Source organism: Pseudomonas sp. YA1, assembly GCF_058680555.1.
The window spans coordinates 55,703-80,397 of the sequence record NZ_JBZWBG010000023.1; the positions used below are offsets into that span (position 1 = coordinate 55,703).

Below are 24,695 nucleotides of genomic sequence, written 5' to 3' on the forward strand. Positions count from 1 at the left end.
CGGCGGGGCGAGCCGTTTCGAATCGAGGAATGCCCATGACATTGCCGCTGGATCGGGTCCTGCTGCAGGCCAGCCCGGTATTGCCGGTGCTGGTGATCGAGGACGTGGCGCTGGCGCCCGACCTGGCGCGCGCGTTGTATGCGGGCGGCGTCACGGTGCTGGAAGTGACGCTGCGCACGCCGCAGGCGCTGGACGCGATCGCCGCCATCCATCGCGAGGTGCCCGAGGTCCTGCTGGGGGCGGGTACCCTGATCCACACCGAGCAGTTTCTCGAGGCACGCGACGCGGGCGCGCAGTTCGCCGTCAGCCCCGGATGCACGCCGCGCCTTGCCGCCGCCGCGGAGGATGCCGGCCTGCCATACCTGCCCGGGGTGATGACGCCTTCGGAAGTGTTGCTGGCGCTGGAGTACGGTTATCGCTCGCTGAAGCTGTTCCCGGCCGATGGCACTGCCAGCGTGAAAATGCTGAAAAGCCTGAAGGGGCCGTTCACCGGCATCCGCTTCTGCCCGACCGGCGGGGTGAACCTGGACAACCTGCTGAATTTCCTCCGCCTGCCCAATGTCGCCTGTGTCGGCGGCACCTGGCTGGCGCCGCCGAGCCTGATCCGGGCGCGGGCCTGGGATCAGATCACACAACTGGCCAGGGAAGCGCGCGAACTGGCCGGCAGCCTGGAGCAGCATTGATGAATTGGGACTACGCCGATCCGTTCGTGATCGACCTCAGGGTCCTCGCCGAGGACATCGACGGGCTCGGCCACGCGAATAACGCCGTCTACGTCAGTTGGCTGGAGCGCTGCGCCTGGCGTCACTCGCAGCGGCTGGGCCTGGACCTGGCCGAGTACCGCCGGCTGGACCGGGCGATGGCGGTGCTGCGCCACGAGATCGACTACCTGGCCGCGGCTTACGAGGGCGACGAACTGCAACTGGCGACCTGGATCGTCGAGTCCGACCAGCGTTTGCGGATGAACCGGCGCTTCCAGTTGGTACGCCCGGCGGATGGCGCCACGCTGCTGCGGGCGCAGACCACCTTCGTCTGCATCGAACTGTCCAGCGGCAAGCCGAAGCGGATGCCGGCGGAGTTCATCGACGGCTATGGCCAGGCTCTGCTCGCCGGGGCCTGACCCGTCGCGCGTCGGCCGGCAGGCATTCGCACTTTGTTCCGGGCGGCGGATTCTCTAGAATCCGCCGCCTGTCATTTTCGAGGTAGTGGTTCGTGCAAATCGCCCTGGCGCCGATGGAAGGTCTGGTGGATGAAATCCTCCGCGACGTGCTGACCCGCGTCGGCGGCATCGATTGGTGCGTCACCGAATTCATCCGCATCACCGATCGCCTGCTGCCGGCCACGGCTTTCCACAAGCTGGCGCCGGAGCTGCGAGACGGCAGCCGGACCCGCGCCGGGACGCCGATGCGTGTGCAGTTGCTCGGCTCCGATCCTGCGTGCCTGGCGGATAACGCCGCGTTCGCCTGTGAGCTGGGCGCCCCGGTGATCGACCTGAACTTCGGTTGTCCGGCCAAGACCGTGAACCGCTCGCGCGGCGGCGCGGTATTGCTCAAGGAGCCGGAGCTGATGCACGACATCGTCGCCGCCGTGCGTCGCGCGGTGCCGAGCGAGATTGCTGTGACCTCGAAGATGCGCCTGGGCTACGACAGTCCCGACGGCGCCCTGGATTGTGCGCGGGCCCTGGCCGACGGCGGCTCGGCCCATGTAGTGGTGCATGCCCGGACCAAGGTCGATGGCTACAGGCCGCCGGCGCACTGGGAATGGGTGGCGCGGGTGGCCGAGGCGGTGCGCGTGCCGGTGTTCGCCAATGGCGAGGTGTGGACGCTCGACGACTACCTGCGTTGTCGCGAGGTCAGCGGGGTGGAGGACATCATGCTCGGTCGCGGCCTGGTCTCGCGTCCTGGCCTGGCTCGGCAGATCGCCGCCTGGCGCAATGGCGGCGAAATCCACGAGATGCCCTGGAGCGAGCTGTTGCCGCTGCTGCGCGACTTCTGGCTACAGGCCCGGCGCAAGCTCGCCCCGCGCTATGCCCCGGGGCGTCTCAAGCAGTGGCTGGGCATGCTCACGCGCACCTATCCCGAAGCCGTCGAGCTGTTCGCGCGGATTCGCCGGGAAAGCGATTGCGAAACCATCGACCGGCTGTTGCAGGTGTCGTTCAGCCAGGCGGCCTAGCTTGCGTAGCAGGCCTAGCGGCCGCCGCTGACATCGATGAAGGTGCCGGTGCTGTAGCTGGCTTCGTCCGACGCCAGCCAGAGAATCGCCCGCGCGACTTCCTCCGCCGTACCGCCGCGTCCTAGCGGTATGCCGCCCTTCAGGCGTTCGATACGGCCGGGCTCGCCGCCGCTGGCGTGGATCTCGGTATCGATCAGTCCGGGCCGCACCGCGTTGACCCGGATACCCTCCGCCGCCACTTCCCTGGCCAGCCCGATGGTCATGCTGTCGATGGCGCCCTTGGCGGCGGCATAGTCGATGTATTCGTTGGGCGATCCCAGCCGCGAGGCCATCGAGGATACGTTGACGATGCTGCCGCCGCGCCCGCCGTGGCGGGTCGACAGGCGCTTCACCGCCTCGCGGGCGCAGAGGAAGCTGCCGGTCACGTTGGTCGCGAATACCCTGTGCAGGCGCGCCGCGTCGATGTTTTCCAGGCGCGTCTGCGCTTCCAGCACGCCGGCGTTGTTGACCAGCACGTCGAGGCGGCCGAAACGTTCGTCGATGGCGGCGAACAGCCGCTCGACATCGCCTTCCTCGGCTACGTCGGCCGCCACCGCCAGGGCTTCGCCGCCCTGGCGCTCGATGCGCTGGCGCAGCGCTTCGGCGGCCTCGCGGTTGCGCAGATAGTTGAGGACGACCGCATAGCCGCGCTCGGCGGCGAGCAGAGCGGTGGCGGCGCCGATGCCGCGGCTGGCTCCGGTGATCAGCATGACGTTGCGCATGATGATGCTCCCCAGGTCAGTAGCGAGTGAAGGTCAGGTAGTCGGCGTCCCAGCCCAGGCCCTGCCAGAACAGGTTGGACAGCGGCGCGTCGAGGGCCGATTGCGCGCGGATCAGGCCGGCGCCGCGCGAGCGCAGGGCCTCCTCGGCACTGCCCACCAGTTCCCGGGCCAGGCCCTGGCGGCGGGCCTGCGGCAGTACGTAGAGCTCTGCGATCTCTCCCACCCGTGCCTGACCGTCCTCGATCTGCCACAGGTGGGCGAGGACGAAACCGCGGGGATGCTGCTGGGCCTCCGCCAGCCAGAGCAAGCGGTTGCGCGAGGCGGCCAGGAGCAGTGCCTGGATCGCCTGCTGGTCGCCGGCATCCAGGGTTTCTCCGGCTTCGCGGACATTGGCTTGCCAGAGCGCGGCCACCGCGGGGACGTCGTCGCCGCTGGCCAGGCGAACCCGGTGTTGCTCTGGCGTCGCATCGAGCTCCTGGCCGACCCGCAGCAGGTTGCCGTCGGGATCGACCAGGGCGAATTCGCGCATGCCCCAGGGTTGGTCTTCCAGGGCCGTGATGCGTGGAATCCCCTGGCTGCCCAGGCCGAGGGCCGCGGCCTGGCGATGCAGTGCCTGGACGTCCTCCAGGCGCAGGTAGGCAGCGCTGCAGTTGGTCTTTGGTTCGAGCGCTTCGAACAGCGACAGGTGCAGCTCCAGGGCGCCGCGCTGGAGGATGGCGTAGGTCGGATAGCGAGCGCCAAGGTGGAAGCCGAGGGACTGGTAGAAGGCGCTGGCGCTGTCCAGATCGCGGCAGGGGAAGGTCGGGATTGCGCGTTCCATGGCGACGGTTCTCGAAAGGATGAGTTTCGATCTGAGCACGACGAACGGTCGTTCTCAAGGCTCTTGAAATACTTCCGACGATCCCTATCTAGTTCGTGCGGGATGCCGAAGACGGGTTCCGCACCAGAGTACTTGCTGATAATTCAGGAGATTCGCAATGAGCAACGCTTTTTCCCTCGCCCCGCTGTTCCGTCATTCCGTAGGCTTCGATCGCTTCAACGATCTGTTCGAGTCGGCCCTGCGCAATGAGGCCGGGAGTACCTACCCGCCCTACAACGTCGAAAAGCACGGTGACGACGAGTATCGCATCGTTATCGCCGCCGCCGGCTTCCAGGAAGAAGACCTGGACCTGCAGGTCGAGCGCGGCGTGCTGACCGTCAGTGGCGGCAAGCGCGAGAAGTCCACGGACAACGTGACCTACCTGCACCAGGGCATCGCCCAGCGCGCCTTCAAGCTGTCGTTCCGCCTCGCCGACCATATCGAGGTCAAGGCGGCTTCGCTGGCCAACGGCCTGCTGAACATCGACCTGGTCCGGCTGGTTCCGGAAGAAGCCAAGCCGAAGCGTATCGCCATCAATGGCCAGCGCCCGGCACTGGACAACCAGTAACCGTCAGCGGTGATCGAAAAAAGGCGCCTTCGGGCGCCTTTTTTCATTTCGTTGCGCTATCGGCCCGGGGCTCTGCCGGTGTGCCGTCAGGCACCTCGTCCAGCAGGACGTCGAGGTCGACGGCGGCCGCCATCGCCCGGTTGCCTTCGTCGCTGGGGTGCAGATGGTCGCCGGAGTCGTAGCGCGCGGCGAGCCGCGACGGCTGCTCCGGATCGCGCAATGCCGCGTCGAAGTCGATCACCGCATCGAAGGCGCCGGCATGACGGATCCACTCGTTAACCTGCCTGCGCAGGGCTTCCTTGGTGGGCTGGTAATAATCGCTCAACGGCGTGCCGGGCAGTGCGCCCTCGAACGGCGTGAGGGTCGCGCCGACGACCCGGATACCCCGGTTGTGCGCCTGTTCGATCAATTGCCGGTAGCCGGCGATCAGCGCTTCCAGGGTGGGCGGTGCGGCATTCCGGGCGAAAGCGGTACCGGGCCAGGCAATGTCGTTGATGCCGAGCATCACCACCATGCTGCTTGCGCCTGGCTGGGCCAGTACGTCGCGGTCCAGACGTGCCAGCGCGTTCGCGCCCATGCCGTCGCTCAGCAGGCGGGCGCCGGAAATCCCCGCATTGGCCACGGCGACGCCATGCGGGGCCAGGCGTTCGGCGAGGAAGTCCGGCCAACGGCTGTTCCGGTCGAGGCTGGCGCTGGCTCCGTCGGTGATCGAGTCGCCGAGCGTCACCAGCGTCCGCGTTGCCGTTTCGGTTTCGACCAGGATACCTGTCAACAGCAGGCGCGCGGTGGTGCTCTGGCTGTCCGCCGCGTCCAACTGCAATGCGTGGCTTTGGGTCTGCTCGCCGGCGACGATCCAGCCCGTCTGGCGGCCGTCCCAGTGGAAGGTTTCCATGGGCGTGGCGGCCGGCAGGTAGAGACTCACCAGCACCTGCGAGAGCGCGGCCACCGGCATCGCCACCGGATCGCTGAGTAGCGTGGCGCTGGGCGCGATGGTCGCCGTCCGGCGTCCGCCAAAGGTCACGTCATGCAGGCTGCCGGTGGCGACCGCGGCGCGCTCGGAACCGGGTTTGGCCAGGGTGGCCCGGCCGATCCGGATCGGGCGCCTTCCATAGGTATTTGCCAGGACGATGCGCACGCGCGTTCCTCCCAGGCTGATTCGCGCCAGTTGCCGCACCGTCTGGTCGTGCAGTTCGGCTGGCACGTTGCTGGGAAACAGGAAGTCCTCAGCCCAGACCGGCTGCGGGCTGGCCTGCCAGCTGGCGGTCCAGGAAGCGGCCGGCGCGGCGCAGGCGTACAACAGGCTCGTCGCGAGCGCGAAGGCCCGGGTTGCGCTGGAGGTCGCGGCGGGAAGTCTTTCGATGGGTCGTTTCATGTCGTTGAATTCAGTGGTTATCCTGTAGCTGATGATGAATTCAAAGATTTAAGGGAAATAGACCGTAGCGGGGAACATCATTTATGAAGCGAAATCATCAGGCAGGGCGCCATGGCCCGGCTTGAAGTCAACCGTTCCGGCGAACTGGAGGTGTTTGCCCGGGTCGTCGAGTTGGGGGGCTTTTCCGCCGCCGCTCGACGTTGCGGCATGACGCCCTCGGCAGTCAGCAAGCTGATCACCCGGCTCGAACAGCGCCTGGGAACCCGCTTGCTGAACCGCTCCACCCGTCAATTGCAACTGACGCCCGAGGGATGCACGTTCTACGAGCGCGGGGTGCGTATCCTGGCCGACCTGGAGGAAGCCGAGCGGTGTGCGAGCGAAAACGCGGCGCCGCGCGGGCGCTTGCGAGTCAACGCCAACGTGCCTTTCGGACATCATTTCCTGCTGCCGCTGGTGCCCGAGTTCCTCGCGCAGCATCCCGAGGTGACGCTGGATATCGTGCTGACCGATGAGGTCGTCGACATCCTCGAGCAGCGCACCGACGTGGCCGTGCGCGCGGGGCCGCTGAAAAGCTCGAGCCTGGTGGCGCGCAAGCTGGGGAGCACGCGCATGCTGATCGTCGGTGCGCCGGCCTACCTGGCCCGGCATGGCATGCCGGCCACGCCGCAGGCGCTGCTGGGGCACAACCGCCTCGGCGCCAACTATGTGCGAACGCGCTCCGGCTGGCCGCTGCGGGACGCCGGCGAGGAACTCGTGGTGCCGTTGTCGGGCAACGCCCAGGCCAGCGATGGCGAGGCGCTGCGCCGTCTGGCCGTGGCCGGCCTGGGCCTGGCGCGGCTGGCCGCGTTCCAGGTGCGCGAGGACATAGCCGCCGGGCGCCTGATTCCCGTGCTCGAGGCATACAACCCGGGCGACCTGGAGGAAGTCCACGCCGTCTACGTCGGCCAGGGCGGCTATCTGCCGCTGCGCGTGCGGGCGTTCCTGGACTTTCTGGCGGAGCGCGTCGATATGAGCCAGGGTTGATCGCAGTGCTACATGAATACGCCGATTCCGCGGCCGAAAGCTTTTCTTCCTAGCGCTTCATCCACAGGAGGCAATCCAGATGAGCGATGACATCCAGCGTTACCCCAGCAGCCTGCCGTTTCCCTTTTCCCGCGCGGTGCGGGCCGGCGGCTTCCTGTTTCTTTCCGGACAGGTGCCGATGAGTCCGAGCGGCGAGGTGGTGCGTGGCGATATCCAGACCCAGACCGAAGCGGTGATGGCACGCATCGGCGAGACCCTGGAGAGCTGTGGCGCGCGTTTTGACCAACTGGTGAAGGTCACCGTCTGGCTGTCGGACATGGCCCACTTCGCCGGTTTCAACGAGGTCTACCAGCGTCATGTGCAGGGGGCCTTGCCGGTACGCTCGACGGTGACCGCCGGGCTGGCGCTGGGGGTCGACGTGGAGGTCGAGGTGCAGGCGTGGGTCGGCGAGGGCTGAGTCGCGAGGGCATTGGCATGCAGGTCGGGTGAGCGCTGGCCGCGGACGGCGAAGAGGGGAGGGCCTACCCGTGGCGTTCGACCTGAATCGCTTCAGGCCGCTGGAGTGCCGTTGCCGAATGCCTGTTCGTCGAGCAGGCGCATGAAGGCGCGCGCGGCGTTCGACAGGGTCCGCTCGGTGTGCAGGATGTAGCCGAGCTGGCGGCTGAGCTGGATGTCCTGTAGCGGCAGGCGCACCACCTGGTCGTCGAGCATGGTCCGCGGCAGCACGCTCCAGGCCAGGCCGATGGAGACCATCATCTTGATGGTCTCCAGGTAGTTGGTGCTCATGGCGATGTTCGGCGTCAGCCCTTCGGCTTCGAACATGCGCCGCACGATGTGGTGGGTGAAGGTGTTGCCGCCGGGGAATACCGCGGGGTGCTTGGCGACGTCGGCGAGGAACACCGTGCCCTGTCGGGCCAGCGGGTGCTCCGGGGCGGCGACGAAGTCCAGCGGGTCGTCCCACACCGGGACTGCGCGCACCGGTTCGGCGGTTTCCGGGGCCAGGGTGATCACCGCCAGTTCCGCACGGCCATGAAGGATCTCCTCGTAGGCCACTTCCGAATCCAGGAACTGGATATCCAGCGCCACCTGCGGATGCGCCCGGGTGAAGGCGCGCAGCAGCGGCGGCAGGCGATGCAGGCCGATGTGGTGGCTGGTGGCCAGGACCAGCCGGCCGCTGACCTCGCCGGCGAGGTTGTTCAGCGCCCGGCGGGTGTCGTCGAGCACGTTGAGCAACTGGTAGGCGCGCGGCAGCAGGGCGCGGCCGGCCTCGGTGAGGTTGACCTCGCGGCCGACCCGGTCGAACAGCCGGGCATTGAGCTGCTGTTCGAGGGCGGCGATGCGCTTGCTCACCGCCGGTTGGGTCAGGTGCAGGCGCTCGCCGGCTTCGGAGAAGCTGCCGGTCTCGGCAATGGCGATGAAGGTGTTGAGGCTGTTCAGGTCCATTGCGGGCCTCCGCTGGTTTCGGCTGCCCGGAGCTTAGCGCCAATGGATTCCTGTTGGGAATGCTTTGGATGAAAAATATGAATTTGAGTTATTCGTAGACAAGCCATAGGATCATCCTCACAAGCCCTGTGGGCATAGAAATAAGCTGATGAGGAAATCCCGATGGCCGGCAAGACCCTCTACGACAAACTCTGGGACATGCACCTGGTCAAGCAGCGCGACGACGGTTCGGCGCTGATCTACATCGACCGCCATATCCTGCACGAAGTGACCTCGCCGCAGGCCTTCGAGGGTCTTCGCCTGGCCGGGCGCAAGCCGTGGCGGATCGACGCCAACATCGCCACCCCGGACCACAACGTGCCGACCACCCGCACCGAGCGCAAGGGCGGCATCGCCGCCATCGCCGACGAGGTCTCGCGCCTGCAGGTGCAGACCCTCGACGAGAACTGCGACGACTTCGGCATCACCGAATTCAAGATGAACGACGTGCGCCAGGGCATCGTCCATGTGGTCGGTCCGGAGCAGGGCGCGACCCTCCCGGGGATGACCGTGGTCTGCGGCGACTCGCACACTTCCACCCACGGCGCCTTCGGCGCGCTGGCCCACGGCATCGGCACTTCCGAGGTCGAGCATGTGCTGGCGACCCAGTGCCTGGTGGCGAAGAAGATGAAGAACATGCTGGTCAAGGTCGAAGGCAGGCTGCCGGCCGGCGTCACGGCGAAGGATATCGTCCTCGCGGTGATCGGCAGGATCGGCACCGCCGGCGGCAACGGCCACGCCATCGAGTTCGCCGGCAGCGCCATCCGCGACCTGTCCATCGAAGGGCGGATGACCATCTGCAACATGTCGATCGAGGCGGGCGCCCGCGTCGGCCTGGTCGCCGTCGACCAGAAGACCATCGACTACGTGAAGGGCCGGCCCTTCGCGCCGAGCGCCGAGCAATGGGACCAGGCCGTCGCCTGCTGGCAGGGGCTGGTGTCGGACGCCGATGCCCGCTTCGATACCGTGGTCGAGCTGGACGCCGCGCAGATCAAGCCGCAGGTCAGCTGGGGCACGTCGCCGGAAATGGTCCTGGCCGTGGACCAGAACGTGCCGGACCCGGCCCGCGAGAGCGACCCGATCAAGCGCGGTTCGATCGAGCGCGCCTTGAAATACATGGGCCTGCGGCCGAACCAGGCGATCACCGACATCCAGCTGGACCGGGTATTCATCGGTTCCTGCACCAACTCGCGGATCGAGGACCTGCGTGCCGCCGCCGAAGTGGCCAGGGGCCGCAAGGTCGCCGCGACCATCAAGCAGGCGTTGGTGGTGCCGGGTTCCGGGTTGGTCAAGGAGCAGGCCGAGAAGGAAGGCCTGGACCGGATCTTCATCGAGGCCGGCTTCGAATGGCGCGAGCCGGGCTGTTCCATGTGCCTGGCGATGAACCCGGACCGGCTGGAGAGCGGCGAACACTGCGCCTCGACCTCCAACCGCAACTTCGAGGGCCGTCAGGGCGCCGGTGGCCGTACCCACCTGGTCAGCCCGGCGATGGCCGCCGCCGCGGCCGTCAACGGCCGCTTCATCGATGTCCGCGAATTGCTCGCCTGAGGAGAACCGAGATGAAACCCTATACCCAGACGACCGGTCTCGTCGCTCCGCTGGATCGCGCCAACGTCGATACCGATCAGATCATTCCCAAGCAATTCCTCAAGTCGATCAAGCGCACCGGCTTCGGCCCCAACCTGTTCGACGAATGGCGCTACCTGGATGTCGGGCAGCCGGGACAGGACAACTCGAAGCGTCCGCTGAACCCGGACTTCGTCCTCAACCAGCCGCGCTACCAGGGCGCCAGCGTACTGCTGGCGCGGGAGAACTTCGGCTGCGGCTCGTCCCGCGAGCACGCGCCCTGGGCGCTGGACGAGTACGGTTTCCGCACGGTGATCGCACCGAGCTATGCCGACATCTTCTTCAACAACAGTTTCAAGAACGGCTTGCTGCCGATCATCCTGCCCGAGGCCGAGGTGGACGAACTGTTCCGCCAGGTCGAGGCGAACGAAGGCTACCAGTTGTCCATCGACCTGGCGGCGCAGACCGTTACCCGTCCTGATGGCAAGGTGCTGGGGTTCGAGGTCGACCCGTTCCGCAAGCATTGCCTGCTCAACGGCCTCGACGACATCGGCCTGACGCTGCAGGACGCCGATGCGATCCGTGCCTTCGAGGACGGCTACCGCCAGCAGCAGCCCTGGCTGTTCCGCTGAGCGCCACGCGAGTCCCCTTGCCGGGCGCATCCTGGGTAGGGTGCGCCCGGTTTTTCTCCTGGAGTAGGTTCATGAGCGACCACGATGACGTTGTCCAGCGCCAGTTCGGCGCCCAGGCTGCGGCCTACCTGAGCAGCGCCGTGCATGCCCAGGGCGAGGAATTCGCCTTGCTGCGCGACGCCCTGGCCGGGCGCCCGGAAGCGCGGGTCCTCGACCTGGGTTGCGGCGCCGGCCACGTGAGCTTCCAGGTCGCCGCCCTGGCAGGGGAGGTGGTGGCCTACGATCTTTCCGCCGAGATGCTCGCCGTGGTGGCGCAGAGCGCCGCGGAACGGGGCATGGCGAACATCCGCACCGAGCAGGGCAAGGCGGAGAGCCTGCCCTTCGCCGACGGCGAGTTCGATTTCGTCTTCAGTCGCTATTCCACCCATCACTGGCGCGACGTCGGCCTGGCCCTGCGCGAGGTGCGACGGGTGCTCAAGCCCGGCGGGGTGGCGATCTTCGTCGACGTGGCGGCGCCCGGGCAGGCCTTGCCGGACACCTTCTTGCAGACCGTCGAGCTGCTCCGCGACACCAGCCATGTGCGCAACTACTCGCCGGCCGAGTGGGCGCGCCTGAGCGGCGAGGCGGGCTTGCTGGTCACCGGAAGCCGGCGCCAGCGTCTGCGCCTGGAGTTCCAGTCGTGGGTCGAGCGGATGCGTACGCCGGAGGTGTTCCGCCAGGCGATCCGCAGCTTGCAGCTGGCGGTGGGCGAGGAAGTCAGAGAGTATTTCGAGATTGCCGACGACGGCTCGTTCAGCACCGACGTGCTGGTGCTGTGGCTGCGTCGGGAGTGACGGTTCGATCACGGCGGCGCATGCCCGCCGTTCAATGAATGAAGGACAAGAGGGTGTTATGAGCAAGCAGATCCTGGTTCTCCCCGGTGACGGTATCGGTCCGGAAATCATGGCGGAAGCGGTCAAGGTGCTGGAGCTGGCCAACGACAGGTTCCAGCTCGGCTTCGAACTGGCCGAGGACGTCATCGGTGGCGCGGCCATCGACAAGCACGGCGTGCCGCTGGCCGACCAGACCCTGCAGCGCGCGCGCCAGGCCGATGCGGTGCTGCTGGGCGCGGTAGGAGGGCCGAAATGGGACAGGATCGAACGCGATATCCGTCCCGAGCGCGGTCTGCTGAAGATTCGTTCGCAACTGGGCCTGTTCGCCAACCTGCGTCCGGCCATCCTCTACCCGCAACTGGCCGCGGCCTCCAGCCTGAAGCCGGAAGTGGTCGCCGGGCTGGACATCCTCATCGTCCGCGAACTGACCGGCGGCATCTACTTCGGCCAGCCCCGCGAGCAGCGCGTGCTGGAGAACGGCGAGCGCCAGGCCTACGACACCCTGCCGTACAGCGAGAGCGAAATCCGTCGTATCGCCCGCGTCGGTTTCGACATGGCCCGCGTACGCAACAACAGGCTCTGTTCGGTGGACAAGGCCAACGTCCTCGCCTCCAGCCAGCTGTGGCGGGAAGTGGTGGAAGAGGTGGCGAAGGACTACCCGGACGTCGAGCTTTCCCATATGTACGTGGACAACGCCGCCATGCAGCTGGTGCGCGCGCCCAAGCAGTTCGACGTGATGGTCACCGACAACATGTTCGGCGACATCCTGTCGGATGAGGCTTCCATGCTGACCGGTTCCATCGGCATGCTGCCTTCTGCCTCGCTCGACGCGAACAACAAGGGCATGTACGAACCCTGCCACGGTTCCGCCCCGGACATCGCCGGTCAGGGCATCGCCAACCCGTTGGCGACCATCCTCTCGGTCTCGATGATGCTGCGCTACAGCTTCAGCCAGGCGACCGCCGCCGACGCCATCGAGCAGGCGGTGAGCAAGGTCCTCGACCAGGGATTGCGCACCGGCGACATCTGGTCCGAAGGCTGCCGCAAGGTCGGCACCCGGGAAATGGGCGATGCCGTAGTCGCGGCACTCAAGAATCTGTAATCTGACGGGCTTGGCCGGCGCCATGATGGCTGCCGGCCAGCTCACTTCTCTCATATAGGTGTAGTTGCGATGAAGCGTGTAGGTCTGATCGGTTGGCGCGGGATGGTGGGTTCCGTACTCATGCAGCGGATGCTGGAAGAGCGGGACTTCGACCTGATCGAGCCGGTGTTCTTCACCACGTCGAACGTCGGTGGCCAGGGCCCGGAAGTGGGCAAGGACATCGCTCCGCTGAAGGACGCCTACAGCATCGACGAGCTGAAGACCCTCGACGTGATCCTGACCTGCCAGGGTGGCGACTACACCAGCGAAGTATTCCCCAAGCTGCGCGAGGCCGGCTGGCAGGGCTACTGGATCGATGCCGCCTCCAGCCTGCGCATGGAAGACGACGCGGTGATCGTCCTCGACCCGGTCAACCGCAAGGTCATCGACCAGGCCCTGGACGCCGGCACCCGCAACTACATCGGCGGCAACTGCACCGTCAGCCTGATGCTGATGGCCTTGGGCGGGCTGTTCGACGCCGGGCTGGTCGAGTGGATGAGCGCCATGACCTACCAGGCCGCCTCCGGCGCCGGCGCGCAGAACATGCGTGAACTGCTCAAGCAGATGGGCGCCGCCCATGCATCGGTGGCGGATGACCTGGCCAACCCGGCCAGCGCGATCCTCGACATCGACCGCAAGGTGGCGGAGACCCTGCGCAGCGAAGCCTTCCCCACCGAGCATTTCGGCGCGCCGCTGGGCGGCAGCCTGATCCCCTGGATCGACAAGGAACTGCCCAACGGGCAGAGCCGCGAAGAGTGGAAGGCCCAGGCGGAGACCAACAAGATCCTCGCCCGCTTCAAGAACCCGATCCCGGTCGACGGTATCTGCGTGCGCGTCGGCGCCATGCGTTGCCACAGCCAGGCGCTGACCATCAAGTTGAACAAGGATGTGCCGCTGACCGACATCGAGGGCCTGATCAGCCAGCACAATCCCTGGGTCAAGCTGGTGCCGAACCACCGCGAGGTAAGCGTGCGCGAGCTGACCCCGGCCGCCGTCACCGGCACCCTGAGCGTTCCGGTCGGGCGCCTGCGCAAGCTGAACATGGGCTCCCAGTATCTCGGCGCCTTCACCGTCGGCGACCAGTTGCTGTGGGGCGCTGCCGAGCCGCTGCGGCGCATGCTGCGCATCCTGCTGGAGCGCTGATCGATCCGGCGCCGCCCGCAATGGGCGGCGCCTCGATTGCCTGGGCGAAGGTGGGCAAGTAAAGTGCCACGCCTATTTCGCAGACCGCCGAGGCTTTTCCCATGTCCCAGCCCCTCAATGTCGCAGTCGTAGGCGCCACCGGATCGGTTGGCGAGGCTCTGGTCGGTCTCCTCGACGAACGCGACTTCCCGCTTCATCGTTTGCACCTGCTGGCCAGCGCCGAGTCGGCCGGGCAGCGCATGGGTTTCGCCGAAAGCAGCCTGCGCGTCGGCGATGTCGATAGCTTCGATTTTTCCAGTGTCGGCCTGGCCTTCTTCGCCGCGGCAGCCGAGGTGTCGCGTGCCCATGCCGAGCGCGCCCGCGCGGCGGGTTGTTCGGTGATCGACCTGAGCGGCGCCCTGGAACCGAGCGTCGCACCGCCGGTCATGGTTTCGGTGAATGCCGAACGCCTGGCCTCGCAAGCGGCGCCGTTCCTTTTGTCCAGTCCTTGCGCCGTAGCCGCCGAACTGTGCGAAGTGCTGGCGCCACTCCTGGCCACGCTGGATTGCCGGCAACTGAACCTGACAGCCTGCCTCTCCGTCTCCAGCCTGGGGCGCGAAGGGGTGAAGGAACTCGCCCGGCAGACCGCCGAACTGCTCAATGCGCGCCCCCTGGAGCCGCGTCTCTTCGACCGCCAGATCGCCTTCAACCTGCTGGCGCAGGTCGGCGCGGTGGATGGCGAGGGGCACAGCGCGATCGAGCGGCGCATCTTCGCGGAGGTGCAGGCCTTGCTTGGCGAGCGTATCGGACCGTTGAACGTTACCTGCATCCAGGCGCCGGTATTCTTCGGCGATAGCCTCAGCGTGACCCTGCAGTGCGCGGAACCGGTGGACCTGGCCGCGGTGACGCGGGTCCTCGATGCGACGAAAGGTATCGAATGGGTCGGCGAGGGCGATTATCCGACGGTGGTCGGCGATGCCCTCGGCCAGGACGAGACCTATGTCGGCCGGGTGAGGGCGGGGCAGGCTGATCCCTGTCAGGTCAATTTGTGGATTGTGTCTGATAATGTGCGAAAAGGTGCCGCGCTGAATGCCGTGCTCCTGGGTGAGTTGTTGATAAAACACTATCTGTAAAAGATACTTACCCACAGATTTGTAGAATTATTCGAGCTTGTTAATACTGGTTCGATCCGCTGCTGCCGGGGAGCGTCCGTCCATGCATGGCTGGGCGAGCGGACAGCAAGCACCGACGCACTCCCTCTCGTGAAACGAGAAAAGATATTAAAACCAAGGGATTACACTATGGTTCGGCTTCGTACACTGGTTCGGGCAATCGCGGCGGCCTCGGTCCTGACTTCCGGCATGGCGCATGGATTGGGACTGGGGGAAATCACCCTGAAGTCGGCGTTGAACCAACCGTTGGATGCCGAGATCGAGCTGCTCGAAGTTCGTGACCTGGGTTCGGGCGAGGTGATCCCGAGCCTGGCGTCGCCGGAAGAGTTCAGCAAGGCGGGCGTCGATCGCCTGTACTACCTCACCGACCTGAAGTTCACGCCGGTGGTGAAGCCCAACGGCAAGAGCGTCATTCGCGTGACCTCGTCGAAGCCGGTGCAGGAGCCCTACCTGAACTTCCTGGTCCAGGTGCTCTGGCCGAATGGCCGCCTGCTGCGCGAGTACACCGTCCTGCTGGATCCGCCGCTGTACTCCCCGCAGGCCGCGGCAAGCGCTCCGCAAGCGCCGGTCAGCGCGCCGCGCGCGACCGGCGCCCCGCGAGCCCCGCAGGCTCCGGCTCCGGTGCGTACCACCGCGCCGGCAGGCAGCGACACCTATCGCACCGTTTCCAACGACACGCTCTGGGAGATCGCCCAGCGCAACCGTACCGATCGCGTTTCCGTACCCCAGGCGATGCTCGCGTTCCAGGAACTGAATCCGGGCGCCTTCGTCGATGGCAACATCAACCGGCTGAAGAGCGGCCAGGTCCTGCGCATTCCCACCGAACAGCAGATGCTGGAGCGCTCGCCGCGCGAGGCGCTGTCCCAGGTGCAGGCGCAGAACCAGAGCTGGCGCGGCAGCCGCAATCCGGCCGCGGGCAGCGCTGGCGCCAGGCAGTTGGATGCGACCCAGCGCAATGCCGCCGGGTCGGCGCCATCCAAGGTCGACGCCACGGACAACCTGCGCCTGGTGTCTGGCGAGGGCAAGGCCAGCAAGGGGGCCGACAAGGGCGGGAAGGGCGACAGCAAGGCGATCGCCGATACCCTGGCGGTGACCAAGGAAAGCCTCGATAGCACTCGCCGCGAGAACGAGGAACTGCAGAGCCGCATGCAGGATCTGCAGAGCCAGCTGGACAAGCTGCAGAAGTTGATCCAGTTGAAGGACGCCCAGTTGGCCAAGCTGCAAGGGCAGTTGGGCGCCGAAGGCCAGGGCGCAGCCCAGCCGAACGCAGCCCTGCCGGATGCGTCCCAGCCCAATGCAGCCGCGCAGGCGCCGGCTCAGCCCGGGACTCCCGCTGCGGCAGCGCCGACTCCTGCTCCGGCCGGAGAAGCGCCCGCCGCTCCGGCGCAGCCTCCGGTGGCGCCGCCGCCCGCGCCAGCTGCCGAGAAGCCTCCGGCACCTGCCGTTCCGGCGCCCGCTCCGGTACAGGCGGCAGAACAGCCGGCACCGAGCTTCCTCGACGAACTGCTGGCCAACCCGCTGTGGTTGGCGGTGATCGGCGGTAGCGCACTGCTGGCGTTGCTGGTGCTGCTGATGATCCTGTCGCGGCGCAATGCGCAGAAAGAGAAGGAAGAAGCCCAGGCTTTCGCCGCGGATGCCGGCGAGGAACAGGAGGATGCGCTGGACCTGGGAAAGGACGGCTTCGACGACCTGACCCTCGACGAGCCTGAACCGCAGGTCGCAGCCGCTGCGCCGCAGGTCGAGAAGACCACTGCGCAGACTTCCGATGCGCTGGGCGAGGCCGACATCTATATCGCCTACGGGCGTTTCAACCAGGCCGCCGAACTATTGCAGAACGCCATCTACGACGAGCCGCAGCGCACCGACCTGCGCCTCAAGCTGATGGAAGTCTATGCCGAGATGGGCGATCGCGAAGGTTTCGCTCGCCAGGAAAACGAGCTGCGCGAAATCGGCGGCGCACAGCCGCAGGTCGAGCAGCTCAAGTCGCGCTATCCGGCAATGGTCGCGGTCGCCGCGGTTGCCGGCCTGGCCGGCGCCAAGCTGGCGCAGGACGAGCTGGATAGTTTCAGCCTCGACGACCTGTCGCTCGACGACAGCGGTCACGCGGCCAAGCCGGATGCGGCAGGACAGGATCTCGACGACGCCTTCGACCTGAGCCTGGACGACCTGGGCGGCGGCGATCTTGGCAGCGACGACGTGCAGGCCGATCTCAAGTCCGACAGCGGGGCGCTGGACGACCTGACCCTGGACAGCGATCTGGACCTGGCGGCCTCGACCGCGGCGGACAAGCCTGTCGACGATCTCGACTTCGGCCTGGATTTCGCGGAGTTGGCAGAGACTCCGAACCAACCCAAGCATGACGACCTGGGCGATTTCTCCCTGGATCTCGATGCGCCGGAAGACAAGCTTTCGGACGACGACTTCCTGCTTTCGCTGAACGACGAGGTGCCCGCCGCGGCGCCAGCCGACAACGAATTCACCCTCGATACCGAGGCTGCCGAAGAGCCGGCGTTGTCCCTGCCGGACGACTTCGACCTGTCGCTGGCCGACGAGCCGACGGAGCCGGCCGCTCCGGAGAAGGGCGAGGACAGTTTCGCCGCCCAGTTGGACGAGGTGAGTGCGCAGTTGGACGAGTTGGCCAGCAACCTTGACGAGCCGAAGAGCGCGGCGCCGAGTTTCTCCGCCGAGGATGCAGCGGTCGCCTCCGCCCTGGACGGAGACGCCGACGATGACTTCGACTTCCTCTCCGGTGCCGACGAAGCGGCGACCAAGCTGGATCTGGCTCGCGCCTACATCGACATGGGCGATAGCGAAGGCGCGCGCGATATCCTCGACGAAGTCCTGGCCGAAGGTAACGACAGCCAGCAGGCGGAAGCCCGCGAGTTGCTGGAGCGCCTGGCCTGATCCGGAAATGAAGCGACCCTCATGAACGATGTTGTTCCGCCAGCGGCAGCCGAATCGGCTGCCGCTGGCGTTTCCAGAATCGCCCTCGGCATCGAGTACAAGGGCTCCCGCTATCGTGGCTGGCAGCGCCAGGAAGCCGGCGTGCCTTCCGTGCAGGAAGCGCTGGAGCGCGCCTTGTCGAAGGTTGCCGCCGAGCCGGTCGGGGTGATCTGCGCCGGCCGTACCGACGCTGCCGTTCATGCCAGCGGCCAGGTGGTGCATTTCGACACCGCGGTGGAGCGCCCGTTGAAAGCATGGGTGATGGGCACCAACGCCAACCTGCCCGCGGATATCAGTGTGACCTGGGCGAGGGTGATGCCGGCGCATTTCCACGCGCGCTTCTCGGCCATGGCCCGGCGCTATCGCTACGCCATCTACAACGATCCGATCCGCCCGGCGCACCTGGCCGAGGAGGTCACCTGGAACCATCGGCCGCTGGATATCGGGCGGATGCGCGAGGCGGCCCAGGTACTGGTCGGCACCCATGACTTCACCTCGTTCCGGGCGGTGCAGTGCCAGGCCAAGTCGCCGGTCAAGACCATGCATCACGTGCACTTGCTGGAGCATGGTCGGTTGATCGTGCTGGACATCCGCGGTAACGCTTTCCTTCACCATATGGTGCGCAACATCGCTGGCGTCCTGATGACCATCGGTGCCGGCGAGCGACCGATCGAATGGGCGAAGGAGGTGCTCGAGGCGCGCGACCGGCGCGCCGGTGGGGTCACCGCGCACCCCTACGGACTCTATCTGGTGCGGGTGGAGTACCCCGGGGAGTTCGAGTTGCCCGAGCGCTACCTGGGGCCGCATTTCCTTTCCGGATTGCCCGATATCGTCGGCTGACGTCGAATCGGGCTTTTGCTACCATCGAGAATTCCCGCCGGACCGGCCGTCCGGCGGTTCGTCGCTCACTCGCCGAGGATTCTCCGTCGTTGCCAGCCGTTCGCATCAAGATCTGCGGTATCACCCGAGTCGAGGACGCCCTGGCCGCCGCCGCGGCGGGCGCCGATGCCATCGGCCTGGTGTTCTATGCGAAGAGCCCGCGGGCGGTGGATATCCATCGGGCGCGGGAGATCGTTCGTGCCCTGCCGCCGTTCGTGACCAGCGTCGGCCTGTTCGTCAACGCCAGCCGCTGCGAACTGGGCGAGATTCTCGATGCGGTGCCGCTGGACCTGCTGCAATTCCATGGCGACGAGCGCGCCGAGGACTGCGAGGGACATCGGCGACCCTACCTGAAAGCCCTGCGGGTGAAGCCCGGCGACGACATCGTCGGGCGCGCGGCGGCATATCCGGGAGCTGCCGGGATTCTCCTGGATACCTATGTGGAAGGCGTGCCCGGCGGCACGGGGGCGGCGTTCGACTGGTCGCTGGTGCCGGCCGACCTGGGCAAACCCCTGGTGCTGGCCGGCGGTCTGACGCCGGATAACGTCGGCAGGGCAGTCGAGCAGGTCAAGCCCTACGCGGTGGACGTCAGCGGTGGCGTCGAGGCGAGCAAGGGAATCAAGGATGCGGCGAGGGTCCGCGCGTTCGTGGACGCGGTGCGTTCGCGGCGCCGCGACGAGACATGATGTGACGACGGGCGGTCCGCCACCGTCCACTAGCGTGTCGCCGTTTCCGCGACAACGCCCGGCCGCCGATAGGGAGGCCAGATATTTCGCGATAGCCGCTCGCCGGGTATCACCCAGGTGACCGCGCAGGCGGGGGATGGGACAGGCCGCGAAACGCTTCGCAGCCGTGGGGCCCACCGCTGCCGGCGGTCACGAAGATGAATTTGCTCAGGGACGTCGTCACCGGATCGGTGCGGCCATCCCGACCTTGCACTGGAGAACAAAGAGCATGAGCAACTGGCTGGTAGACAAGCTGATCCCTTCCATCATGCGTTCCGAGTCCCAGAAGAGTTCGGTACCGGAAGGCCTGTGGCACAAATGCCCGTCCTGCGAAGCCGTGCTGTACCGTCCGGAGCTGGAAAAGACCCTGGATGTCTGCCCGAAGTGCGACCACCACATGCGCATCAACGCGCGTACCCGCCTGGACATCTTCCTCGATGAGGACGGTCGCGAGGAGCTGGGTGCCGACCTCGAGCCGGTGGACCGCCTAAAATTCCGCGACAGCAAGAAGTACAAGGATCGCCTCGCCGCGGCACAGAAGGACACTGGCGAGAAGGACGCGCTGATCGCCATGAGCGGCAAGCTGCAGGGTATGCCGGTGGTCGCCTGCGCCTTCGAGTTCTCCTTCATGGGCGGTTCGATGGGCGCCATCGTCGGCGAGCGCTTCGTTCGCGCGGCCAACGTCGCCCTGGAGAAGCGCTGCCCGCTGATCTGCTTCTCCGCCTCCGGCGGCGCGCGCATGCAGGAAGCGCTGATCTCGCTGATGCAGATGGCCAAGACTTCGGCGGTCCTGGCGCGCCTGCGCGAAGAAGGCATCCCGTTCGTCTCGGTATTGACCGACCCGGTCTACGGCGGCGTTTCCGCCAGCCTGGCGATGCTCGGCGACGTGATCGTCGGCGAACCCAAGGCGCTGATCGGCTTCGCCGGTCCCCGCGTGATCGAGCAGACCGTCCGCGAGAAGCTGCCGGAAGGCTTCCAGCGTAGCGAGTTCCTCCTCGAGCATGGCGCCATCGACATGATCGTGCATCGTGCCGAGTTGCGGCCGCGCCTGGCCAATCTGCTGTCGGCCTTCACTCATTCGCCGAGCCCCGTATCCGCATGACCCAGCGTTCCCTGGCCGATTGGCTGAGCTATCTCGAACAACTCCATCCGACGGCCATCGACATGGGCCTGGAGCGTTCCCGCGAGGTAGCGCGCCGGCTCGGCCTGGGAAGGCCGGCGAAACGCGTGGTCACCGTTACCGGGACCAACGGCAAGGGCTCTACCTGCGCCCTGCTCGCCGAGCTGCTGCGTGAGCAGGGGTTGTCGGTCGGGGTCTACAGCTCGCCGCACCTGCTGCGCTACAACGAGCGGGTGCGGATCGACGGCATCGAGGCCGGCGATGCTCAACTGTGCGACGCCTTCTCCGCGGTGGAGGCCGCACGCGGCGAGATTTCCCTGACCTATTTCGAAATGGGCACGCTGGCCGCCTTCTGGCTGTTCGAGCGCGCCGGGCTGGACTTTGCGGTGCTGGAAGTCGGCCTTGGCGGGCGCCTGGATGCGGTCAACCTGATCGACGCCGACCTGGCGCTGATCACCAGCATCGGCCTGGACCATGCCGAGTGGCTGGGCGATACCCGCGAAAGCGTGGCTTTCGAGAAAGCCGGTATCCTGCGCGCCGGCAAACCGGCCCTGTGCGGCGATCTCGATCCCCCGCAGCCATTGCTGGAGCAGGTGGCTGCGCTGGGGGCACCGCTTTACCTGCGCGGTCGCGACTACGACCTGGCGCTCGCCGATTATGGCTGGCACTGGCGCGGGCTGGCCGCGGACGGCCAGGCGCTGTCGCTGCACGATCTGCCGTTGCTCGAGTTGCCCATGGAAAACGCCGCGCTGGCCCTGCAGGCCTACGCGTTGCTCGAGTTGCCCTGGCAGGCGGAGCGCCTGGCCGAGGCGCTGCGGCGGACCCGGGTGACCGGTCGCCTCGATCGCCGCGACCTGTCCTGGAACGGCCAGCCACGCCAGCTCCTGCTGGACGTCGGGCACAATCCCCAGGCCGCCCAGTACCTGGCGCAACGCCTGCGTGCCGCAGCGCCACGAGGACGCTACCTGGCGGTCTTCGGCCTGCTGGCGGACAAGGACCTGGATGGCGTACTGGAACCCTTGACCGGCTTGGTGCAGGATTGGGCCGTTGCACCGTTGCCGACCCCGCGTTCGCGGCCGGCCGCGGAGCTGGAGGCGGCGCTGATCCTGCGCCAGGTTCCGGCGAGCAGCCATGCGGATATCGCCGCCGCCCTGGACGCGCAGTGCGCCAAGGCTACCGCGGATGATGTCATTCTGCTGTTCGGATCGTTCTATAGCGTGGCCGAAGGCCTGGAATGGCTGGCCCGTAGAACGGATAAGGGGGAGTAAATCATGGCCTTGCTGGAAAGAGGGCTGAAGCAGCGCATCGTCGGTGCGTTGGTGCTGATCGCCCTGGCGGTGATCTTCCTGCCGATGCTGTTCACCCGCGAAGACGAGTCGCGCCAGGTCGTGGTGGAAGCGCCGCCGCGCCCGCAAGCGCCGGCCATGCCCAGTGTCGAGGTGCAGCCGACCGAGGTGCCGGAACTGCAGCCCGGCGAAGAAGACATCGCTCCCGAGATCGTCGAGGAAGGCTCCTCGGCCGCCGCCGGCCAGCCCAGCCAGCCGATCGGCGGCCTGCCGGCGACCCCGCCGGCCACCCAGCCGCCCGCCCAGGCCCAGGCACCGGCCGCCAGCCCGCCGCCAAGCCAGCCGCAACCGCCCGCTGCGCCGCCGAGCCCGCCGCCCGCGGAGAAGCGCCTGGACGCCAACAACCTGCCGCAGAGCTGGTCGGTACAGCTTGCCAGCCTGTCCAACCGGGCGCGCGCCGAGGAATTGCAGAAGACCCTGCGCTCCCAGGGCTACAACGCCTACATCCGCAGTTTCGATGGGATGAACCGGGTCTTCGTCGGGCCGGTGATCCAGCGCGCCGAGGCGGATCGCCTGCGCGACCAGCTGAGCAAGCAGCAGAAGCTCAACGGCTTCGTCGTGCGCTTCCAGCCGGAACGCGGTTGACCGCGACCCGCGGCTTACCGTCGCGGGCGCGCTCTGCTAAAATGCAGCGCCTTTTCTGCTTGTGGGCTGCATAGTGGCATTTACCTGGGTCGATTGGACGATGGTCGCCATCATCGTCGTTTCCAGCCTGATCAGTCTGAGTCGCGGCTTCGTCAAGGAAGCCTTGTCCCTGCTTACCTGGATAGTCGCCGGCGCGGTGGCCTGGATGTTCGGCGGGGCGCTGGCGCAGCACCTGGGCGAATACATCCAGACCCCCTCGGCCCGCATCATCGCAGCCTGCGCGCTGCTGTTCATCGCGACCCTGCTGCTCGGGGCGCTGGTCAACTACCTCATCGGCGAACTTATCCGGGTCACCGGCCTGTCCGGCACCGACCGCTTCCTCGGCATGGTCTTCGGCGGTGCGCGCGGCGTACTGCTGGTCGTGCTGCTGGTCGGCCTGCTCAGCCTGGCCCCGGTACAGCAGGACCCTTGGTGGCAGCAGTCGGTGCTGATGCCGCATTTCCTGATGGTCGCCGACTGGTCGAAGAACTTCATTCTCGGTTTCGCCGGCCAGTGGTTGCCGGCCGCGCCGATAACGCCGCCAAGCGGCATCGGCGGGCTGCTTCCCAGCCAGTGATTTTGGCGGGACACTGGCCGAGGCCGGGTCCCGCGGTTTTCCAGGGCGGCGCGTCGATGGCGCGGCGCCGGCGGCACAGGACGTGCCGCGAGCCAGTCGGCGGCGAAGGTCGCCGATTCGCGGGAGCCAGCGGCCCACAGGCCCTGGTCAGCTCGATGGTCCGGGACGGACCGATCGCGCTTCCCATCTTTCCAGCTTGAGCCAAGTAGGGGTTGCGTCACATGTGTGGCATCGTCGGTATCGTGGGCAAGTCGAACGTCAATCAGGCGCTGTATGACGCGCTCACCGTCCTCCAACATCGCGGCCAGGACGCTGCCGGTATCGTCACCTGCCATGACGATAAGCTGTACCTGCGCAAGGACAACGGCCTGGTCCGCGACGTCTTCCAGCAGCGCCACATGCAGCGCCTGATCGGCAGCGTCGGCATCGGCCATGTGCGTTACCCGACCGCCGGCAGCTCCAGCTCGGCGGAAGCGCAGCCGTTCTACGTCAACTCGCCCTACGGCATCACCCTGGCGCACAACGGCAACCTGACCAATGTCGAGCAGTTGGCCAAGGAAATCTACGAATCCGACCTGCGCCACGTGAACACCAACTCCGATTCGGAAGTGCTGCTCAACGTGTTCGCCCACGAGCTGGCGGTGCGCAACAAGCTGCAGCCCACCGAGGAGGACATCTTCGCCGCGGTTTCCTGCGTGCACGACCGTTGCGTCGGCGGCTACGCGGTGGTGGCGATGATCACCGGCCACGGCATCGTCGGTTTCCGCGACCCCAATGCGATCCGTCCGATCGTCTTCGGCCAGCGGCATACCGAGAATGGCGTCGAATACATGATCGCCTCCGAGAGCGTGGCCCTGGACGTACTCGGCTTCACCCTGATCCGCGACCTGGCACCGGGCGAGGCGGTATACATCACCGAGGAAGGCAAGCTCTACACCCGCCAGTGCGCCAAGGCGCCGAAATACGCGCCGTGCATCTTCGAGCACGTCTACCTGGCGCGTCCGGATTCGATCATGGACGGCATCTCGGTGTACAAGGCGCGCCTGCGCATGGGCGAGAAGCTTGCCGACAAGATCCTCCGCGAGCGTCCCGACCACGACATCGACGTGGTCATCCCGATCCCGGACACCAGCCGCACCGCGGCGCTGGAACTGGCCAACCGGCTCGGCGTGAAGTTCCGCGAGGGCTTCGTCAAGAACCGCTACATCGGCCGCACCTTCATCATGCCCGGCCAGGCGGCGCGGAAGAAATCCGTGCGGCAGAAGCTCAACGCCATCGAGCTGGAGTTCCGCGGCAAGAACGTGATGCTGGTGGATGACTCCATCGTCCGCGGCACCACCTGCAAGCAGATCATCCAGATGGCCCGCGAGGCCGGGGCGAAGAACGTCTACTTCTGCTCCGCCGCGCCGGCCGTGCGCTACCCCAACGTCTACGGCATCGACATGCCGAGTGCGCACGAGTTGATCGCGCACAATCGCAGCACCGAGGACGTCAGCAAGCTGATCGGCGCCGACTGGCTGGTCTACCAGGACCTGCCCGACCTGATCGATGCGGTCGGCGGCGGCAAGATCAAGATCGATCACTTCGACTGCGCCGTGTTCGACGGCGAGTACGTGACCGGCGACGTCAACGAGGCCTACCTGAACCGGATCGAACAGGCGCGCAACGATGCGACCAAGGCCAAGAGCCAGGCGGTCAGCGCGATCATCGATCTGTACAACGACTGACAAAGGGGAGAG

Annotated in this window: 24 protein-coding genes; 20 read left to right on the forward strand and 4 right to left on the reverse strand. The window is 66.7% G+C overall.

Features of this window, described 5'->3' with window-relative positions; translation table 11 throughout:
• Positions 1–35: 35 nt before the first annotated feature.
• The 3 genes from AC4OR5_RS26720 to AC4OR5_RS26730 all read left to right on the forward strand — a co-directional run bounded on the left by AC4OR5_RS26720 (position 36) and on the right by AC4OR5_RS26730 (position 2,172).
• Positions 36–683, forward strand: a complete 648-nt coding sequence (locus AC4OR5_RS26720) for a bifunctional 4-hydroxy-2-oxoglutarate aldolase/2-dehydro-3-deoxy-phosphogluconate aldolase (RefSeq protein WP_003091412.1) — start codon at positions 36–38, stop codon at positions 681–683.
• Complete coding sequence (locus tag AC4OR5_RS26725) at positions 683–1,120, forward strand: acyl-CoA thioesterase (protein WP_003107647.1); 438 nt, start codon at positions 683–685, stop codon at positions 1,118–1,120. Before AC4OR5_RS26720 ends, AC4OR5_RS26725 begins: the two co-directional genes overlap by 1 nt.
• 92 nt (positions 1,121–1,212) lie before the next feature.
• The gene (locus AC4OR5_RS26730) at positions 1,213–2,172 is read left to right on the forward strand and encodes a tRNA dihydrouridine synthase (protein ID WP_058160369.1); all 960 of its coding nucleotides are present in this window, start codon (positions 1,213–1,215) and stop codon (positions 2,170–2,172) included.
• Positions 2,173–2,186: 14 nt separating this feature from the next.
• On the opposite strand, the gene AC4OR5_RS26735 is transcribed toward AC4OR5_RS26730, so the two are convergent.
• Positions 2,187–2,933: an SDR family oxidoreductase gene (locus AC4OR5_RS26735; protein WP_003091407.1), complete on the reverse strand. Its 747-nt coding sequence runs from the start codon at positions 2,931–2,933 to the stop codon at positions 2,187–2,189.
• Between the two features lie 16 nt (positions 2,934–2,949).
• Positions 2,950–3,753, reverse strand: coding sequence for a glyoxalase/bleomycin resistance/extradiol dioxygenase family protein (locus AC4OR5_RS26740; RefSeq protein ID WP_058156326.1), 804 nt, complete (start codon positions 3,751–3,753; stop codon positions 2,950–2,952).
• A 157-nt stretch (positions 3,754–3,910) separates the two neighbouring features.
• On the opposite strand from AC4OR5_RS26740, the gene AC4OR5_RS26745 reads away from it, so the two are divergent.
• Positions 3,911–4,360, forward strand: coding sequence for an Hsp20 family protein (locus AC4OR5_RS26745; protein WP_003091405.1), 450 nt, complete (start codon positions 3,911–3,913; stop codon positions 4,358–4,360).
• A 43-nt stretch (positions 4,361–4,403) separates the two neighbouring features.
• On the opposite strand, the gene AC4OR5_RS26750 is transcribed toward AC4OR5_RS26745, so the two are convergent.
• Positions 4,404–5,732 carry an SGNH/GDSL hydrolase family protein gene (locus AC4OR5_RS26750; RefSeq protein ID WP_058156325.1) on the reverse strand — a complete coding sequence of 443 codons (1,329 nt, stop codon included), beginning with the start codon at positions 5,730–5,732 and terminating at the stop codon, positions 4,404–4,406.
• Between the two features lie 111 nt (positions 5,733–5,843).
• Here AC4OR5_RS26750 and AC4OR5_RS26755 point away from each other — a divergent pair, with 111 nt between their 5' ends.
• Both AC4OR5_RS26755 and AC4OR5_RS26760 read left to right on the forward strand, forming a co-directional pair.
• Positions 5,844–6,755 (forward strand): LysR family transcriptional regulator, encoded by a 912-nt coding sequence (locus tag AC4OR5_RS26755; RefSeq protein WP_058156324.1) that lies wholly within the window; start codon positions 5,844–5,846, stop codon positions 6,753–6,755.
• A gap of 79 nt (positions 6,756–6,834) precedes the next feature.
• Positions 6,835–7,212: a RidA family protein gene (locus tag AC4OR5_RS26760; RefSeq protein WP_003115018.1), complete on the forward strand. Its 378-nt coding sequence runs from the start codon at positions 6,835–6,837 to the stop codon at positions 7,210–7,212.
• Positions 7,213–7,304: 92 nt separating this feature from the next.
• On the opposite strand, the gene AC4OR5_RS26765 is transcribed toward AC4OR5_RS26760, so the two are convergent.
• Positions 7,305–8,198: a LysR family transcriptional regulator gene (locus AC4OR5_RS26765; RefSeq protein WP_003111186.1), complete on the reverse strand. Its 894-nt coding sequence runs from the start codon at positions 8,196–8,198 to the stop codon at positions 7,305–7,307.
• A gap of 162 nt (positions 8,199–8,360) precedes the next feature.
• Here AC4OR5_RS26765 and leuC point away from each other — a divergent pair, with 162 nt between their 5' ends.
• From leuC to purF, 14 genes are all read left to right on the forward strand, one after another.
• The gene (leuC, locus tag AC4OR5_RS26770) at positions 8,361–9,785 is read left to right on the forward strand and encodes a 3-isopropylmalate dehydratase large subunit (protein ID WP_003091399.1); all 1,425 of its coding nucleotides are present in this window, start codon (positions 8,361–8,363) and stop codon (positions 9,783–9,785) included.
• Positions 9,786–9,796: 11 nt separating this feature from the next.
• The gene (gene leuD / locus AC4OR5_RS26775) at positions 9,797–10,435 is read left to right on the forward strand and encodes a 3-isopropylmalate dehydratase small subunit (RefSeq protein WP_003091398.1); all 639 of its coding nucleotides are present in this window, start codon (positions 9,797–9,799) and stop codon (positions 10,433–10,435) included.
• A gap of 71 nt (positions 10,436–10,506) precedes the next feature.
• Positions 10,507–11,268, forward strand: a complete 762-nt coding sequence (locus AC4OR5_RS26780) for a class I SAM-dependent methyltransferase (RefSeq protein WP_003091396.1) — start codon at positions 10,507–10,509, stop codon at positions 11,266–11,268.
• Between the two features lie 58 nt (positions 11,269–11,326).
• Positions 11,327–12,409, forward strand: a complete 1,083-nt coding sequence (gene leuB, locus AC4OR5_RS26785) for a 3-isopropylmalate dehydrogenase (protein ID WP_003091395.1) — start codon at positions 11,327–11,329, stop codon at positions 12,407–12,409.
• A gap of 69 nt (positions 12,410–12,478) precedes the next feature.
• The gene (asd, locus tag AC4OR5_RS26790) at positions 12,479–13,591 is read left to right on the forward strand and encodes an aspartate-semialdehyde dehydrogenase (protein WP_003111187.1); all 1,113 of its coding nucleotides are present in this window, start codon (positions 12,479–12,481) and stop codon (positions 13,589–13,591) included.
• Between the two features lie 101 nt (positions 13,592–13,692).
• A complete protein-coding gene (locus AC4OR5_RS26795; protein WP_003091393.1) occupies positions 13,693–14,703 on the forward strand; it encodes an aspartate-semialdehyde dehydrogenase in 1,011 nt (336 codons plus the stop codon).
• A gap of 168 nt (positions 14,704–14,871) precedes the next feature.
• Positions 14,872–17,646: a motility hub landmark protein FimV gene (gene fimV / locus AC4OR5_RS26800; protein ID WP_058156323.1), complete on the forward strand. Its 2,775-nt coding sequence runs from the start codon at positions 14,872–14,874 to the stop codon at positions 17,644–17,646.
• Between the two features lie 21 nt (positions 17,647–17,667).
• Positions 17,668–18,525 carry a tRNA pseudouridine(38-40) synthase TruA gene (gene truA, locus AC4OR5_RS26805; RefSeq protein ID WP_023125586.1) on the forward strand — a complete coding sequence of 286 codons (858 nt, stop codon included), beginning with the start codon at positions 17,668–17,670 and terminating at the stop codon, positions 18,523–18,525.
• 89 nt (positions 18,526–18,614) lie between these two features.
• A complete protein-coding gene (locus AC4OR5_RS26810) occupies positions 18,615–19,250 on the forward strand; it encodes a phosphoribosylanthranilate isomerase (RefSeq protein ID WP_019485538.1) in 636 nt (211 codons plus the stop codon).
• Between the two features lie 268 nt (positions 19,251–19,518).
• Positions 19,519–20,391: an acetyl-CoA carboxylase, carboxyltransferase subunit beta gene (gene accD / locus AC4OR5_RS26815; protein WP_003104199.1), complete on the forward strand. Its 873-nt coding sequence runs from the start codon at positions 19,519–19,521 to the stop codon at positions 20,389–20,391.
• Complete coding sequence (gene folC, locus AC4OR5_RS26820; protein WP_058160368.1) at positions 20,388–21,677, forward strand: bifunctional tetrahydrofolate synthase/dihydrofolate synthase; 1,290 nt, start codon at positions 20,388–20,390, stop codon at positions 21,675–21,677. Before accD ends, folC begins: the two co-directional genes overlap by 4 nt.
• 3 nt (positions 21,678–21,680) lie before the next feature.
• A complete protein-coding gene (locus AC4OR5_RS26825) occupies positions 21,681–22,340 on the forward strand; it encodes an SPOR domain-containing protein (RefSeq protein ID WP_023104566.1) in 660 nt (219 codons plus the stop codon).
• A 73-nt stretch (positions 22,341–22,413) separates the two neighbouring features.
• Positions 22,414–22,956, forward strand: coding sequence for a CvpA family protein (locus AC4OR5_RS26830; protein ID WP_003113932.1), 543 nt, complete (start codon positions 22,414–22,416; stop codon positions 22,954–22,956).
• A 221-nt stretch (positions 22,957–23,177) separates the two neighbouring features.
• Positions 23,178–24,683 carry an amidophosphoribosyltransferase gene (gene purF / locus AC4OR5_RS26835; protein WP_003091383.1) on the forward strand — a complete coding sequence of 502 codons (1,506 nt, stop codon included), beginning with the start codon at positions 23,178–23,180 and terminating at the stop codon, positions 24,681–24,683.
• Positions 24,684–24,695: the final 12 nt, after the last annotated feature.